Annotated in this window: 15 protein-coding genes and 1 pseudogene; 5 read left to right on the top strand and 11 right to left on the bottom strand. The window is 41.5% G+C overall.

The genetic code is table 11. The features are described from left to right. Window positions 1–36 precede the first annotated feature (36 nt). From EVX52_RS09340 to EVX52_RS09330, 3 genes are all read left to right on the top strand, one after another. The gene (locus EVX52_RS09340) at window positions 37–624 is read left to right on the top strand and encodes a TIR domain-containing protein (RefSeq protein ID WP_129991153.1); all 588 of its coding nucleotides are present in this window, start codon (window positions 37–39) and stop codon (window positions 622–624) included. Window positions 625–1140: 516 nt separating this feature from the next. Next, complete coding sequence (locus tag EVX52_RS09335; protein WP_129991152.1) at window positions 1141–2358, top strand: toll/interleukin-1 receptor domain-containing protein; 1218 nt, start codon at window positions 1141–1143, stop codon at window positions 2356–2358. Then, window positions 2355–3179, top strand: a complete 825-nt coding sequence (locus EVX52_RS09330) for a hypothetical protein (protein ID WP_129991151.1) — start codon at window positions 2355–2357, stop codon at window positions 3177–3179. The genes EVX52_RS09335 and EVX52_RS09330 overlap by 4 nt, the downstream gene beginning before the upstream one ends. A 361-nt stretch (window positions 3180–3540) precedes the next feature. Here the strand turns inward: EVX52_RS09330 and EVX52_RS09325 are convergent, their stop codons facing one another. The 5 genes from EVX52_RS09325 to EVX52_RS09305 are packed head-to-tail and all read right to left on the bottom strand — an operon-like array spanning window position 3541 to window position 7333. Then, window positions 3541–4203: a hypothetical protein gene (locus EVX52_RS09325; protein ID WP_129991150.1), complete on the bottom strand. Its 663-nt coding sequence runs from the start codon at window positions 4201–4203 to the stop codon at window positions 3541–3543. Then, complete coding sequence (locus EVX52_RS09320; protein ID WP_129991149.1) at window positions 4197–4688, bottom strand: TIR domain-containing protein; 492 nt, start codon at window positions 4686–4688, stop codon at window positions 4197–4199. Before EVX52_RS09320 ends, EVX52_RS09325 begins: the two co-directional genes overlap by 7 nt. A gap of 29 nt (window positions 4689–4717) precedes the next feature. Next, window positions 4718–5743, bottom strand: coding sequence for a nucleotide kinase domain-containing protein (locus EVX52_RS09315; protein WP_129991148.1), 1026 nt, complete (start codon window positions 5741–5743; stop codon window positions 4718–4720). Continuing rightward, window positions 5736–6290, bottom strand: a complete 555-nt coding sequence (locus tag EVX52_RS09310) for an adenylate kinase (RefSeq protein WP_129991147.1) — start codon at window positions 6288–6290, stop codon at window positions 5736–5738. Before EVX52_RS09310 ends, EVX52_RS09315 begins: the two co-directional genes overlap by 8 nt. Further along, entirely contained in the window at window positions 6287–7333 is a 1047-nt protein-coding gene (locus EVX52_RS09305; protein ID WP_205952652.1) for a thymidylate synthase, read from the bottom strand. Before EVX52_RS09305 ends, EVX52_RS09310 begins: the two co-directional genes overlap by 4 nt. A 671-nt stretch (window positions 7334–8004) precedes the next feature. Here EVX52_RS09305 and EVX52_RS09300 point away from each other — a divergent pair. Beyond that, complete coding sequence (locus EVX52_RS09300) at window positions 8005–8949, top strand: ArdC family protein (protein WP_129991145.1); 945 nt, start codon at window positions 8005–8007, stop codon at window positions 8947–8949. A 139-nt stretch (window positions 8950–9088) separates the two neighbouring features. Beyond that, window positions 9089–9397, top strand: a pseudogene (locus EVX52_RS09295) (transposase domain-containing protein); the annotation flags it as partial. A 537-nt stretch (window positions 9398–9934) separates the two neighbouring features. Here EVX52_RS09295 and EVX52_RS09290 read toward each other — a convergent pair. From EVX52_RS09290 to EVX52_RS09265, 6 genes are all read right to left on the bottom strand, one after another. Then, window positions 9935–11209 (bottom strand): GTP pyrophosphokinase family protein, encoded by a 1275-nt coding sequence (locus EVX52_RS09290; protein WP_129991144.1) that lies wholly within the window; start codon window positions 11207–11209, stop codon window positions 9935–9937. 345 nt (window positions 11210–11554) lie between these two features. Further along, the gene (locus EVX52_RS09285) at window positions 11555–12586 is read right to left on the bottom strand and encodes a site-specific DNA-methyltransferase (RefSeq protein WP_129991143.1); all 1032 of its coding nucleotides are present in this window, start codon (window positions 12584–12586) and stop codon (window positions 11555–11557) included. Further along, a complete protein-coding gene (gene mobC / locus EVX52_RS09280; RefSeq protein ID WP_129991142.1) occupies window positions 12579–13382 on the bottom strand; it encodes a MobC family replication-relaxation protein in 804 nt (267 codons plus the stop codon). Before mobC ends, EVX52_RS09285 begins: the two co-directional genes overlap by 8 nt. 8 nt (window positions 13383–13390) lie before the next feature. Next, window positions 13391–15127, bottom strand: coding sequence for a type IV secretory system conjugative DNA transfer family protein (locus EVX52_RS09275; protein ID WP_129991141.1), 1737 nt, complete (start codon window positions 15125–15127; stop codon window positions 13391–13393). 815 nt (window positions 15128–15942) lie between these two features. Then, window positions 15943–16248, bottom strand: coding sequence for a hypothetical protein (locus EVX52_RS09270; protein ID WP_094898014.1), 306 nt, complete (start codon window positions 16246–16248; stop codon window positions 15943–15945). An 18-nt stretch (window positions 16249–16266) separates the two neighbouring features. Then, window positions 16267–16569 (bottom strand): TrbM/KikA/MpfK family conjugal transfer protein, encoded by a 303-nt coding sequence (locus EVX52_RS09265; protein ID WP_094898015.1) that lies wholly within the window; start codon window positions 16567–16569, stop codon window positions 16267–16269. Between the last annotated feature and the right edge of the window lie 42 nt (window positions 16570–16611).

Below are 16611 nucleotides of genomic sequence, written 5' to 3'. Positions count from 1 at the left end.
ACTAAAATTTTTGCAGTTATCAAAAGGAGTTGATTCATGGCCAAGAAGGTGTTTTTCAGTTTTCACTATCAAGATGTTGTCGAATTCCGAGCCAATGTTGTTCGTAAGCACTGGGTGCTAAAGTCGGACAGAGAGGAGGCTGGTTTCTTTGATAAAAGCATCTGGGAAGAAAACAAGAAAGATGGCGATATAGCGCTCAAGAAGATGATTAACAAAGCACTTGAATATACCAGTAATACGGTAGTCCTAACTGGAACTGAGACTTTCGAAAGACCTTGGGTCCGTTATGAAATAATGAAAAGCTTCCTTCGTGGAAATCATTTACTTGTTGTGCATATTAATAACATAAATGGGAAGGATGGCAAAACCAAACCTAAAGGCAGAAATCCACTGGAGTACGTTGCTGCATGTTTTTCAGCTGATGGGAAAACAGTAACATTGAAAGAATACACAGATGGGAACTGGGTTGAATATAAAAAGATAGATGGAAAATCCACACATACTTGCTCGACTTCAATGTCCTCAGGATATGAAAACAAAGCCATAAAGTTAAGTTCCCTTTACCTAAGTTATGACTGGACGCTCGATGAAGGTTATAAAAATTTTTCATCGTGGTTAAAATAATATCACATCGAGGTTTTTAGTTTTGCCTAGATATTTTATCAAATGACAGATGATGAAAATTTCGGATGGCTGCACTGACAGATTTTAGAGTAATAATTGAATTACGTGAAAATATAACAAAGAGCTTTATGATATCTTCTTTCATCATTATATTAGAGGTGTAGACCTTGTTTTTGGTGTCAAAAGACACTTCGATAAATTAGGTTTGAACCTTATATTGATTGCATAGGTGATTCTCAGTTAAATCAGAATGCGGTAACGAGAGTAACAACTGAAGTGCCGAGGAATATTTACTCACCATCAATCTCGTTAATGCCTTGCTAAGATAAGTCTTATACATGTTACTGTCGTCTCACGTTTTCAACGAAATTATAAGTATTATGAGCAAAAGGATGAGTTTATTAAAGGTTTTTCTGATTGCTTAAATAAATATAAAATCGGTGTGTTTGACTCTTGGCGTTGAGGGAATAATTAAAAATTATTCCCAAAAAACAATAAAATATTGAGAAGTTATATATGATTACCATTTTGCATAATGAATCCTGCGCGGTTTTTGCTAAAGCGGTGAAGGAATTGCTGTATGAGTTATTTCACAATAACGTATCAATTGAACTGGTTCTGAGTGGCCAGGTTACCTCATGGCCGGGGGAGCCAGAGTGGAATGATTTATTGATATTTTTGTTTGACGAAAGCTCGACTCCTGAACAATCTGATGATTTTATCAGAAATTTTCTTTCTAATAGACAGGAAACGGCACTGTTGCTACCTGTTGCAATTAATACTTTTACACTAATCCCACCTGGTGTTGCTTCAGAATATAAAGCGCTTCCCTTTGACAATACGATACTCATTCCAGATGGCGGACTTACGCGCCGTGTGGGGGCAATGCTGGGTTTACGCCTTCAGGGTCGAAATACTAAGGTGTTTATATCCTACCGTGCCGTTGATGGAACGCAGATTGCAAAACAGATTGAAGCTCATCTCCACGAGCTAGGCTATAAACCTTGGAGGGATGAGGCACTTGAGCTTGATGGTAATACCAGAATTTTGCCCGGGGACCCCGTTCAAAAAAACATAGAGTCAGCATTGACTGAGGCCAGTTTACTTTTACTTATTGATACTCCGGAGTCTATCAATTCAAGGTGGATCGCAGAGGAAATCAATATTGCAGATGGCATGTTGATCCCCATCCTTCCAGTCGTCTTTAGGACAAAATCCGATCAAAAAAAAGGTCCCCGGTTGCGCACATTATTGAATCTTCAGCGATGGGTCGATATGCCTTTTGAAGATGTACATGTACAGACACCTCTTTCAGAAGATGAACTGGATACAGTTACTCAGCAGATTGAAACGTATCTTTGCGACATTTTTATCAGAAGATGCCGCGTTCCTTTCATCGTAGAAAACAGCTTTAAGGATGCCGGTTATGACTGGGCTTCATTGAACAAAGCACTTTCTATGTACAGATCGAGCAAAGTCAATAATCGAAGATTTCAGACTACAGTCAATAGCCACTGTTCGGCGTATTCTGAAGTCTACCTGCCAGCTCTTGATAAATTCAGGCAGTTCCTAAAAACTCAGCCAAATTCAAATTATGCCTTTTTTATTTACGATGGTGATCTATTATCTTTTAATCAGCTAGAGTGTTTTCTCGATGGGTACGTAACGGTATTACATTACCAGGAAGTATCTGCTTTATTAGCCTCAAATTTTGTTGATGTGGGGAATAAATGACAAGAGGACAGGAGCGTAATACGAAAATCAATGTCTCTTTTGAAGGGCTTGATGTAGGGTTAACAGGCGCGATTCCAGAACGTGAAAGCTGGACCGAAAGAGCTATGGATAGAGGGATCCTCGAATTCGTGGCTCTATTCAGTGGATTAATTTTTAAGTACGGAGGAAGGATTGTCCATGGATGCCACCCAAGTTTTACGCCTATAATTCTTCGACAAGCAAGATTGCACGCAACATGGAATTCAAGGCCACCTGTCACGCTTGTTATGTCAGACTTGTGGTTCTCTGGATACCTTGAGGATGAAATTGCTGCAATGACGGATGTTGCAGAGTTGGTTGTGACCCGTAAACGCGGTCACGGAACGGTTGCCAATGCGCAAACAAGAAATGGAAGCCTGAAAGATATGCGTAAGGTTCTGGTTGCATCTCAGAATATGATGGTGGCAGTAGGTGGAAAAATGCATACAAAAGATGGTATCAATCCCGGAGTCGCTGAGGAAATGGAACTTGCTCAAGAACATAGGTTACCGTGTTATCTTATTGGAGGACTCGGGGGATTTTCACAGAAGCTTGCGGCGGAGCTTACGCCAGCTTCTCTGAACAACAATTTATCCCGTGAGGACAACATAAAGTTATTTGGTACCCATGATGTATCATCATGCGTCAACGTAATATTTGAGCAATTGTGCCAACGCTATTGGACTTATAATTCTATCAATTTACCGCCTACTACTCTTTCAGACGTACAGGATGTTGTTAAAACCGTCATCATTCAAGAAAGTAAAGTAGGAAAGCCGCGCGGACCTTCTTTCAAAATTTAATTTCACCTTAACCTAGACATTGGGATAGTTATATTAAGGTGATTTTATGATGAAAAATTTTCAAATTGTATTGAATAACTAGTTTTTACTTAATGGTAATTTGACTTGGTGTGTTTGAATAGCTAAAACTTTAACAAACACCTCCGAGTCATTTAAATGGCTTAAACGTTAGGTAATAGTGAGCTTTAAGCGTTATTTCGACGAGTTTAAAAGTTGAAATAGTCATAGACGTGATTGATTGCGACTGTGAAGCAATGTGTATTGATAAAACCAACACAATATTTATGCTTTGATAAAGAGGAAAAGCTGGCACCTCCACCAACAGAGAATATTTTACTCATAAAGATAAGGGATGTACTAACTAATAGACCTCTCCAGTACCTTGATCTACACGTTTATAGAAATCTGAAAATTGATATGGATCAGATATAACTAAATTTTTATAACTGCTAAACTCAAGTTCCATTGTTTTTATAAGAACATTTGCGGGTATAGAGTGTTCTAAGGGGATTTTTTTATAGCCTATGCCCCTGTGATATGCAATTGAGTCTAAGTCTACTTCAACTGCCTTATCGCCGAAATAATAGAAATGATCTGAAATCAACACTTGGTCAGAACTAGTATCACGTTCTAGATTGGTCATGTTAAATGAGCCATTAGCATTGCTATGATGAGAGTCTTCTTGAATCCATTGATTATTTTCATCTTGATGGTAAATATTATCTCCCAACATCTGTACATGGCTACCATTTCTAGCTGGCTTTTTGATAGAGAACCTAACATCATGCCAATAATCATTAAAGCTAATTTTTTCAGTAACCTTCATTAATAGGATGCATTTGTGCTTCACTGATTTTAAATTAGCTCCACCAACTCCTAGGACCCAATCACCTACTTTAGCAGACTTTCTAATTCCAGGTTTGCATGTTGCTAAAGTACAACGTCCATGAAATGGATTAGGAGCAAAACCAAAGTCTCGCGTTATTATATAGACATAAAGATGAGAGTTAGGTTCAATTAGCATACGACATTACCTCCTTGATTTTTCCCCCGATCCGTACCATCAGGCTTTTGAAAGCTAGTTTTACCTTCTAATGCGTTGATTATGGCGTCACCTCTCCAGGCAACGATAGAAGTTGCATATTTTTCGAGATTTTCTGGTAGTTTTACATCCCCTTTTAGACCATTCTCATATACACCTATGATCGGTTTTCCAAGCTGATGAGCTGCTTGAATTTCCCAATTGACCCAAGGTCTTGTATGTGTCTCTTTCCCGATAACTACGATAACTTGGCCAGCCCATCTCATTTTCATCCTAAGTAAACGTGCTATAGTTTTATCACTAATTCTATTTTCATCAGCACGTCTCTGGTTTTCAGGTTTCATTCTGACAGAACTATTACGTAGCTGATAACCCTTTGCTGCAGCTAAACGCGAAACTCCATCAACACTAGCGTCATCTTTGTGATGATGACTAACAAAAACATTTTTCTTAATTTCTCTAGCCATTTTAAATCCTTTCTAGATCTTTGGAGTTATCAAAGTAAACTCAAATTATTACTTTGGTAATGATATTTTTGTTTTGGCCTTTTATTACCAAATTTAGTACGGCATCTTTTATCTATCTCGCATGCACCACTATTTTCCATATCCATTAAAGTATAAACTCTTTCTTCTTTGGGTAAGAAATGAAATATTTTATCTAGCTCCCATTCTTCATGATATTTTTCCGCAATTTGATCTTGGTTAATAGTGAACCAAAATAAACACTCTTCACTATTCATTCCGTCTCGGTTAGAAAAAATCCAATTTATTCCTCTTTCACAGCCTGGACCTGAAATCACAAAGTTCATCTCTGTAAAAGGAAAACTTATTATATATGTTAAATCTACAAAAATTTGATAAGCAAGAAAATCTCCAATACCTGAAAAAGACTTGAGATGATTAAATACTTCAAACTGATTTACCGAAGACTTGACACCATTTACAATTATTTCTTGGTTATAGAAAACAAATTTTATCATCCTAATAACCATGTCTTTTTCAACTGCGCTTTCTTTTTTTTCTAAGAATTTTCCAAAGTTAACCTTCGGCCCACCCAAAATATAAGCTGCACTAAAAAAAACATAGTCTGGATTTTTTAGAGAAATATCATAAGTTATCTCTCTTATTTTTTCATTAATGTCACCAAGGGTCATTTTTGAAAAATCGAAGGGAGCATTAAGTTCATTTAATGTTTCGCTTTTGTTTATTACTCTGAATAGAAATGAGTTGAGTATTTTATTTTCATAGCTCAATGAATCATTGCTAATTACATTTTTTAATAACCACTTGGTTTCTTTGTCCCACGTTCTTTTAGTATTCACAAATTTATAATTTCTCAATATTTCGTCATCTGTCCAAAAGGGTGGGAGGTTTAGTATTTCTTTTTTGTAATATATCGAAGTTCTCTCACGCTGATGATAAAACCATTCCCTGACTACAGTTTCATTTAAGATGGGTTTAGCAGTTTTAATTTTCATCTCTCTGACATTACAAAAAAGCTGATCGTTTTTGTTATTCACGGAAGAACACCTTTTTACAGAAAGTTTCAAAGTTACCTAACCCGATCGTACTATTGTCGAAATGATAATCTGATTTTGATTTATTCTCATCTACATACTTATCGATGTCATATTTTTTATAATTGTTATTATTTCGTTCGATATGGACTATAGTGAACTTATTATTCTTACACCATGCGAATTCTTCATTCGATCTTATGTCAGTAATTATTATGTTTTTATTCGATTCTCCGTCATCTTCTAATAATTTCAACTCTTCTGATAACATTCTAATGAATATTTTTTCTTCAATTCCCCTTAACTTGTCTAGACTTAGCCAGATTTCTCTTGGTGAGTGAGAAATTAAGTCACCGGTAGGCAAGTCTAAATTTAGAGGTGACATTTTTTCATCAGGAGTATAATCTTTTTTCATCCAAGGGTAAATGTAATTAGCCAATTTCTTAAGTTGATCACTAAACGATAATCTAATAAAGTCGTGATTGGATATTAGATAATTGGCAAGAAAATCTTTTCCACTACCTGATCTACCCATGAATGCAATTTTCATAGACGTTCCTTATTGGAGTTATTAAAGTGATTTGAAGTTACGCTTAAATTGAAATCATTGCTTAACTTGCTTGTTAATACTATTGTTTTATTGAACCTTTCTTGAAAGATATATGACAGTGCTGCCTCTGCATATCCCCAGAGCAAATTGCTTTCAGTTTCAACAAGATGCTTTCTAAATATATTTTTTAGTTTTTCCGCCTCTTTATCTAATGTGTCTATTTTTTGTGGGATGTCTACTATTATTCGTTCAAGAAATGAAACGATATCACAGAATAATAATTTAATACTGGCTAGTGATGTTGGGAATGATATTTTATCATTATTTATCAATCCTGTTTTTTGTTTTTCTTTTCTTTTATAAATTTCATTGGCTTGATCTATTTTGTCTGCATATATATGGAGATTTGTTACTGATTGATGTAAATACCCCAATTCAATTTGATTATCGACTTCTCTCTGTAGTATAAAAAGAACTAGTTCTTGAAGTAAGCTAAATTCAAATATATTTATACTGCTTACACCAAATATTAGATCGCCACTTCTTTGAGTTATTTTAATGTTTAATTTTTTGTCTGGAGTGATAAAGAAATGGATTAAATTATTACAGGGTATATCAAGACTATTTTCTAAGTTGTATACATTTATGAGGCTATCATTAGTGTCTCTGTCAGGCATATATAAGCTAATAACAGCTCTTCTGGTAAATATCCCTTCTTTTTTGAATTGTTGCACTACATTTTCTAGTTGCCCATGAGCGTATAGTCTCTCTCCATAAGCTGCTCGCCAAATAACCCCATCATCTGAATATTTAGGTGCTCTTGGTAAAAAAAAAGTTAAATATGGTTTTATTCTGTTATCGCCAGCGAGCACCCACATAGCCTCAGCAAAAGTGGCGAATATGTTGTTCTTTCGACCTTCTAAACTTAAATGCCTTGATCTCGGATTGTGCAAAATTATACTAACATCGTAGATAGTTACAGCATTCCCATTCCTTGTCGATATGCTCACGCCTTCATTAAGCACTTTTTCTAAGATCTTCATTGTTATATCGTTAATAGTTTCACCGTGAACGACGTGCATAAACAAAACCCCATGTTATGACAAACATCTTCTTAGTTGATAACTGCATTTGACACTGGTCCTGATACTGAATTTGACTCCGCGATAATCAGGATTAACCGGATAGCTCGTTTCTTATATTTTGCTTCTGAAGACGCGCTTGAATGTCATAGCCAATTTGCTGTCAACGATAGTAAGCGATGAACTACACCCAAGCTACCGCCCTCAGTTGCGTAGGCACTGCATTTGTATAAATGTGTACAAATGTTACCCAAATGAGGGGTTTAGTCAATCTCACAATCAGATAACTACGAAATTTTATCATTATCATCCAAGGAGCATTGGACTAGCCGTTTACAAGTAAAAAGTTCTTTGAAATGGAAGCAAGGCAACATATGACGATCCAGTTAATAACCAAAATCGTTTTCACCGCTGCGGAGCAAGCGGCGCTACGCTCGAATATGCAGGGTCAGTTTTTTCTCCCATGTGATTTCTCTTCCCGTATCTGCTTCCGGCTAATCGTTTCCCAACACAACCCGTCCCGCAAGGGTAAATGGCACGCATTCTGCGCCCTTGCTGTCCGGAACGATGTCGGGAAAGCGAACCGTCAGGCGATACGAAGACGAAAATCACACTACTGATGGAGAAAAAACATGACTATTTCCCTGCATACCCAGACTAGCGCCCCTAACACCGCAGCGGCGACCAGCGTATCCCCGCTGGAGCAGTCAGGCTCCTCAAAAACGAAATTTTCTAAAACTAAAACCGATATTTATCAGACCGTAACGGATAGCATCATTTCTGCACTTGAGGCAGGCGTTAAGCCTTGGTCCTGTCCGTGGCAGAGAGTCCCGGGCATGTCAGGGTTACCTTCCAATTTCGCAACCGGTATCGCGTATAGCGGAATGAATATCATGCTGTTGTGGTGCAGTGCGTCAAAACAGGGCTTCCGTGATTCACGTTGGATGACCTACAAACAAGCACAGGAAGTAGGTGGGCAAGTTCGCAAAGGCGAGCATGGCACGACAGCCATTTTCTATACAACCTTAGAGAAAGAAAACGAAGACGGTGACATCGACCAGATCCCGATGCTGAAAACCTTCAATGTGTTCAATGTTGAACAAATTGACGGCTTGCCTCTGACAACTGAGACAGTCAACCCGGAAGCAACCTTTGACCCGTTGCCGGAGGCTGAAAATCTGTTCCAGAAAAGCGGCGCAAACATCATTGAGAAAGGACAAAACGCCTTTTTCAGACCCTCAACTGATGAGATCTGGCTACCAGAGCGCCATCTGTTTTCAGATGCAGCTAATTTCTATGCTACCGGCCTGCATGAGCTGGTTCACTGGAGCGGTGGTAAAAAACGACTTAATCGTGAAATGAAAGGGAAATTTGGCAGTGCAGATTATGCGGAGGAGGAATTAGTGGCGGAGCTGGGAAGTGCTTTTCTGATGGCGGTTCTGGGGATTGTTGGAGAGGTCCAGCACGAAAGCTATATTGCTTCCTGGCTGAAAGCGCTGAAAAACGACAAACGCTATATTTTCAAAGCTGCAAGTGCGGCATCAAAAGCGCATCGTTATTTGATGGATAAAGCCTGAGGGCAGGATTAAGAAGCCGCAAAGGAATGTGGCTTTAACCTTACATAGCAGTGGGCCGAGTAGCTGTGGTGTTATGGGAGGAAAATTCGCAGTCTGAAGGGGGGGGGCAAAGAGCCCATCAACCCTTTAAATGTATTGGCTCAAGTATGCACTAAAACGACGAATGACGCTCAGCCGCTTCCTGGAGGATGGTGCGTTGCCGCTGGACAACAATCGCTGTGAGAGGACCATCAGACCGGTGGTTATGGGGCGGACCAACTTGCTCTTTGCAGGTTCGGTTGCTGCGGGTGAGCGTGCAGCCAGAATCATGAGTCTGCTGGAAACAGCGAAGATGAATGGCCTTGATCCGCAAGCCTGGCTGACGGATGTGCTGCAACGGTTACCGGGCTTGCCGGAAGAAGAGCTGGACGCGTTGCTGCCGCTGCGGGGGTTCACCTTCGGGGCATAGACGCCTGACAGAAAGCCCCGATGTCCGCACTAAGGAATTGCGCATCTGACAACGTAAATAGCGGTAACCCGCATATCACATGGCTTCAGAACGACCCTACACCTGACTCAGTTCCTGCGCCACACACGGGCAATACCTTACTCAGTACTTCACCACCTGACGAACGCTTCCGGGGAAACCTGAGATCGCTCCCATCGGATCTGTCAATATGAGTTCACCGGATGCTTACCCTTTTTGGCTGTAGTCAGTTACTGGATCTGACAAGCCGATGGCCAGTCGAACCAGATTTGCCCTAAGTGTACCAGTACAGAGCGGTAGTGCTGAAGATAGTGTCGGTGAACAACGAGGTCTTCTTAAGTATCTCTCCTATATTGATGCAAAGCATAAGATTAGCAACTTCCGCTTCTGGCACGCGGCGGGCAAGCTAACCAAGCCAAGGTCCGCTGCGAGCGAGGAGCGGACATATCATTCTGCTTAGATTCAGGCTCTGAATACAAAACAATAATTAGTCTATGACCATGATTTTTATCTCATATTTTAATCACTCAACGTCTTTATTTCTTTGAGCAATTTAGCTTTATCATCATCATTTTTAATAGATGAGATAATCTTCTCAGTTAATGCTAACAACCTAACGAACATTTCATTTAGATCTTTATCGTTAGGTGTTTCTATACCATGAAGTAAGTTGTTTCTAATTCCTTTAAAATAGTTTAGTTCAATTGACTCTTCCCGCGTCAGCACTCCGTCAGAAACCAATGGCTCAAATTTTGCGGTGAAGAATTTTTTGTGCTGGCGATTGTTTTGATTGTGAATTAAAGACACTGCTTTTTCTAGTAAAATCCATGTTTTAACAAATGACTCAAACCCTGATACATCCTTATGTTCCCCAAGAGCATGTTTGAAATAATTTGAAAGATTTAAATTACTTCCAACGCTCTTGTATGAATCATTAATAATCATAAGAAGCAATTGATCTGTGATTGTTTCTTTTTCACTTTGATTAATTTTACGCAAATATTCAGAAAGTTCACTGACGCTTATGCTAGAATTATCTTTGAGATAATTAAATAAAATTTTAGTATCACCTAATTTAAGTTTGTTTATATAATTCTTATTAAGTGAGTTGGTTATAAAACTCGTTAATTCATATCTATTGGAAATATTATCTTTTTCTTTAGTTCTTTTTGTTATGGCTTTTTGAAGTCTTTCAAGAGCTATTTCGCCAGTAAGCACTAATCCATTAATCTCATCCAGGATTGCAAGTTCCTCTTCAGACAAATCGCCTGCTAGAGGTTTGTAAACAAGGTCATGTTCGACTTCGGACCAGGCATGCATGAGAACCGATGCTACTTGAATCTCAAATAATGCACTTTCGTAACGCTTCTTATTTTGGTTAGAGTTCTTCAAATTGACACGATAATGAGATGCCCAGTAACCAGAAAACCTTTTTTCAAATTTAGGTTTATAAGATGCTTCTGGAAAGTTTTTCTTTTTTCGGACGTTAAATAAAAAATTAATAGTTTCATCAACTACTTCTCTATCTTTTGGAAAATATAAAGCTACTCGAACACCTGCCAGGTCGACGATATCTTCATATATATTAGCAACATCTGCATATGCTGACTTTTCATTTCTTTGATTAAGTTTTTGTTCTAAGCGGTCTGGTCGCTTAGCTCTGAATGAAACTATGGCTTTAATCCCTCTCTTTTCCAATTCCTGCTCGAGCAAGTTTGAGCCTATTTTTGCCAACTCAGAATAGTAATCATACTGCTTGCTATATTGTTCTAAAAAATCTTTTATGACACTCATAGAGACTAACTACTCCTTGTATAAGAACATTGAATCGAATGATAAAGAAACCTAACGAACTCTAGATGAATAGGTGATAGATTACCCACTTTTGACACTGTGATAAAGCATTTTTCTGATGAGATTTTCCTTGCGAATGAAACTCTAACATACTTTGATTATTGATATTGAACAATAATTGATGGCTGTGTTTTTTCACAATAAGAATATCTGAAGCTATGTCCGCTTCTGGCACAAATCTGCCTGTCAGACAAGATTATGCAATGAGCCATAAAAATGTAAGCTCAAATCTGAGCTAACACGCGTTTAAAGGCATTGAACCCGAGTTCAACTATTAATGTGCCTTTATGCATCGCCAGAACGAGCCATGGTGCTACGTGCTGAAGCAATACGCCTGCGAGCAATTTTCACATAATTCTCTTCTCGCTCAATACCGATGAAACAGAAACCTTCCATCGCTGCGGCTTTGCCGGTGCTTCCACTTCCCATAAAAGGATCAAGTACAGTACCGCCCGGGGGCGTAACTAGGCGGCAAAGGTAACGCATCAGCTCGGTGGGCTTCACACACATATGATTGTTACCCTCATCACGGTCTTTTTTACTGGCTTTTGCACAATAAAAGAATCGACTGGCGTTGCTAATTTCTATCTGCTGAGAGGTATCAGGGAACATAGCAAGTACTGCGTCACTGCCATCATGGATAAGATTGGCGGGCCAGCGACCATCGGGGTTTCCTTGTTTAGGGGAATCACCATCACCTTTATTTCTGCCTCGCCACATATGGTTAGGATCGGAACCTCCTGGTCCATTTGGATAATCATAGGGTGGTTCTCCTTCTGCCAGAGGGATCCTGCATTCGCTGATGTTCAGAGCGCCGGTACCATATACGCCTGCATTGGGTGCTAAGGACCCCTTGCATGGCTTACGGGCAAGGGTAATCGGCTCCAGTGCTGGTTTTAACGTGTGATGAGATTTAGGAAATCCAGAACCGTATACCCAGCCCAGCATCCCGTCACGTCCAAATGCCGCGTCCAGCAATTTGAGCTGTTCTGGCGACAAACTATCAATGAGAACCTGAGCAGCATTGCTGGTCTCGTACAGAAATGCGATCATGTCACGTATTTCAAAGCCCGCATCCTCAATACGCGCTGCCATTCGGTGTTGAGTGCGGGATCCCGCGAAAGACAGCAGATGACCACCGGGTTTGAGTACACGCAGACATTCTTCCCAGATCGCCAGTGAAGGGACATCATAGTCCCACGTTTTCCTCATGAATTTAATACCATAGGGCGGGTCGGTCACAATGCTGTCCACAGAGTTGCCCGGCATATTGCCGAGTACGTCAAGGCAATCGCCATGAATCAAAATGTCATTCATGGCGTTCTCTCCCGTTATCGTCAGCAACTGATGAAGAGTGGGTACCCTGTTTATCATTGATATTTTCTTCCAGTTCATCAATGGTGCGAAAGAGAAACATTTCCCGGTTCTTCGCATCAAACAGAACCGGTACGCTGTACCTCATCACCGTCCTGATACTGTCAAACAGCCTGAGCAGCGATTCTTTCGTTTTATCATCTGGCATAACATACATCGCATAGTGCCAGCATCCGGCATCGCTGGCGGCCAGATGACTGTTAATGATGCTGATGTAACGGGCGCGTGTTTTCATCGTTCGCTCTGTTTCCACCGCAACGATGGCACCGCTGCTTAAGGTAATAATGCCGTCCGGTCGGTGTCGGACACCTGGGTATCGCGACATAAACTCTCTCCGGTCGCCGTTAAGCCAGCCTGTACCGCCTTTTTCTTCTAGTGCGATCCTTACCCGCTGGTTTAACAGTCGATGTTCCAGCGTCGAGTGTTTAAGTTTGCCCGGCTCAAAATAGGCAGGGAAAACCCTGTCATTAGCGCTAACCACCATCGCGAGTCCCTGCATGGTGATCCCCCACAATGATTTTTTCCCGGTCAATACCGGGTATTCGTATTTATTCAGGAATCCCGTCGTAACTGCTTTATTAAGCAGGTTATACATCGCATGGTTATGCTTTCCTTTATATCCGACAACTCTTTTTAAGGTCCGGAAATCAGAGAATGTTTCTTCCTTGAGGAAATACAGCAATGCCCGCATTCTCCGTTTTGCGGCTTCATTTCTTTCAGCAACATTATGAACAAGCATTGATAACCTCAAAGGTTAATGGAGGGTTTGTGGATCTGGCTTTCTTTTTTGGTGTGCAGGTTTTTTGTATGCTCAAACGAAATCAGGTCGATATATTTCTTTTTTGCCGGTATGTGGAATAGTTTGGTTGCCTTCGCCAGATCATTCTGGGTAAAAACAAAACCAACAAATTGGGGAAGGTTAAGCAACATATTGCTGTCTATATAATATCGTTCAGCCTGACGGATCATCCTGTCCGTTTCTATTTTCTCCGTAAGGGAGATATCCGTTTTCACTTTCCTCATTTCATCGTCTACCAGAATAGAGCCGGTCATCCTTGCCACCCAGTCGGCGGTGTCCGGATCGCGAAGGCGATAAACCAGCATAAACTTGCAGTTCTCAATCACCGAACCGGCAACGGCATCACCCTCCAGATCTGCCGGACAGTCATATAAATCTTTTACTGACTGGTGGGCCATGATGATATGCACACCTTTGTCCCTCGCTGCGCCAAGTCCTTCAAGCGCAGGGCGGGAAAGGTGATACTTGAGTTCATCAAGGAAAATAGCGACAGGACGAGGTTTGCCTTTTATCCGGTCACGCGTTTCGGCAATCTGAATCAGACGGGTTAAAATCATTCGCTGAGCCGATATGATTTTCTGGTTACGCATTGAGCCGATGATGTAGCAGCATCCGCCTTCATCAAAAATGGTCTTTAAGGAAAATCCGTTCCGGGCGTTAATGGAATTGACTAATGCGATTTCCTCAAGCTCTCCATAAAAAGCAGGCACATCTTCACTGAGGGATTTCACAAAGTCAGTATTAAATAAGTCGCGTAACGTCATTCCCTTTTCATAAATAGCTGCCGTATTTCTGGCTGCGCGGCGATCGGCGATACGGTAAAAGTCAGCACCTTCGCCTTTTTTACCTAGGCTGAAACCGGCATTAAACAGCTCCTCCAGTTGTTCATGAGAAATATCAGCCAGTAAATCAAGCTGAAAATTAAGGTCATTCAGGTTAATAAGAACAAATTGTTTTCCTGCTTTCTGGCAGGCTTCCCGCAGAACATGTGGTGCCCACTCATCATTTTTGGGATCTTCGACAAATACGCCTTCACCTGAAAGTATTGCCTGATAAAGTAGGACACAGGCACTGACGCCTTTACCAGAACCTGTGGTGCCGATAAGGTCAGCGTGTTGAGTTTGAAATTCTTCGGGGGTGATATATTGCGGCTGGTCGTCTTTATCCAGTCCGATAAAGATACCGTTATTCAGGTCAATATAATCCAGCGGATTATACGCAATGCTGTCAGGTAACATTTCTCTGACTTCACGAACATCCGTTCTGACATTCCTTTGCAGTTTACTTTTTTTAATCATCCGGTGTTTGAGACTGTCGATTTCACCTGTCATCAGTCTTCGGGTTGCAATATGAAAAGACAGACCTGCAAGCGTAAATCCGACAGTCAGTACCCAGAGTGACAATCTGAGCAGAATGTTATTGTCGAGTACTTTAAAGAAAAAACTCAGCCCCTGAATGGTTAGCGGTGACAGGGTGCCAAATATGAGAAAGAAGGTGGATACACCCGCTACCGATTTTAACCAGAAGGGGGCATTTTTTCTTTCTTCACGTGGCAGATGAAAGATGAATGGCAGCGTTAGCCCGGCAAATATGGACAGTATTACCGGGTTATGTTGCAGCCAGAGCAGAAAAACAGAAAAGGCATCCGAAAAGGCATTCAGCCTTTGCATCAGATGAGTTCCCATTGCAGTGATCTCCGGTCTGATTTCGGTGTGACGGGCGCATCACATGGGCGTCACCGATGGACGTTAAACACCACGCCCATACGCGACGCCTATTGATGACGCCCATAAAAGGATGAAAAGCACTGAACGTCTTCGACGCTCATGCCCGTGATCCGCGCTTTCAGAAAACAGCCGACCTGTGGTCGTCAGTCTCCTGAAACGCACGAATGACGGGCAACGGCGTGTGACATTACGCTCGGGCTGGACGCTCTCACTGCATGTCACATGGGGGTAATGTCGTGGCTGGACGCCGCGCCAAAACCCCCAGGGTCAAAGGCGGCACACCGTCGCGCGCTACGCGCGACCACCCCCTTTAAGACGGTCGCTTTCGCCTTTTTCTTCCCTTTGCTCGTTCCTCGCAGCGGGAATAAAAGGGAAGCTGACCTTTAAAGAGGGTGGTCGCGCCACGCTACCGGCTTTGGGCCGGAGACTTAGCCGCGACGGTGTGCGGGGCGATGCCCCCCAAATAAACCGCTGTCGTGGGCGACAGCTTTTCGCTCGCTGGGGCGGCGAAATTTATTCGGCTCCCCTCGGCCGGCAAAATCCGCGTGGGCGCGGCTGTTTGCCGGTGAGGCACGGCGCCTGAACTATTTTCGCTCCTTAACCCGCGAAAATAATTCTGTCCGCTGCCTCATTTTTACGGCCCGCATTTCTTCACTCCTTAATTCGCGAAAAATGTGGGGCCGTAAAAACCTGAAAACCGTCACGCCTTAAGCAAGAGTCGGCTGAAATATTTGGGCACTATAGGAGACCTGCGAATAAAACTAAGGCAGGGATTAATATTGGCTCTCACGGATTTCCCTGATGATGTCGGAATAACACTGACGACTTTCTTTAATGCCGGTTTCATCAAGCGTAAATCCTCGTAGGTTAGCTTCTTGTGTCAGCGTTATTCTGTCGGTGGCGTTCAGCGTTTGCATCAACTGCAATAACCGGCAGACAACCCGGTAGTGATAAATTTCATAATAAAGGCCGCATCCGTGCATCGCCTCATTTTCAATGTGCTCAATAACACAGGCTGCGCGAATGGAATCTCCGCGCTGACGTGTCCAGGGATGCTGAATAAAACCCGGTTTTGTCATGATGACTACCTCCGTTAATTAACCACGCATGCGGCCAAATTTATTGATAATCTGGCTGATAATTGCCGGGTCTGCCGAATCACACTCAAGTAAAAACGATTTTCTGGCATCGGCAGTATGGTCTGGCAGAAAACCGTGCTTGTTCTTTTTCACGATATTAAAGAATGCACGTTCAGCAGAATGGCATTCATTGCCGCCGCCGTTCCCGGTGGCTTTACCGTACATGCATAACACCACTTCACAGGCGTCAGCGGCCATGACGGAGGTTGAATATGACGCCATAGCGCTGAGTAATAATGCGAAGGATATTACTTTTTTCATTTCGGTCACCTTCATATTTAAACGAGGGTTGCGTAATTAGAT

Origin of the sequence: Rahnella sp. CFA14(1/10), assembly GCF_004195095.1 — a bacterium.
GTDB lineage: Bacteria > Pseudomonadota > Gammaproteobacteria > Enterobacterales > Enterobacteriaceae > Rahnella > Rahnella perminowiae.
The sequence above is the reverse complement of the archived record's forward strand: the minus strand, read 5'-3'. Positions and strand labels throughout refer to the sequence as shown.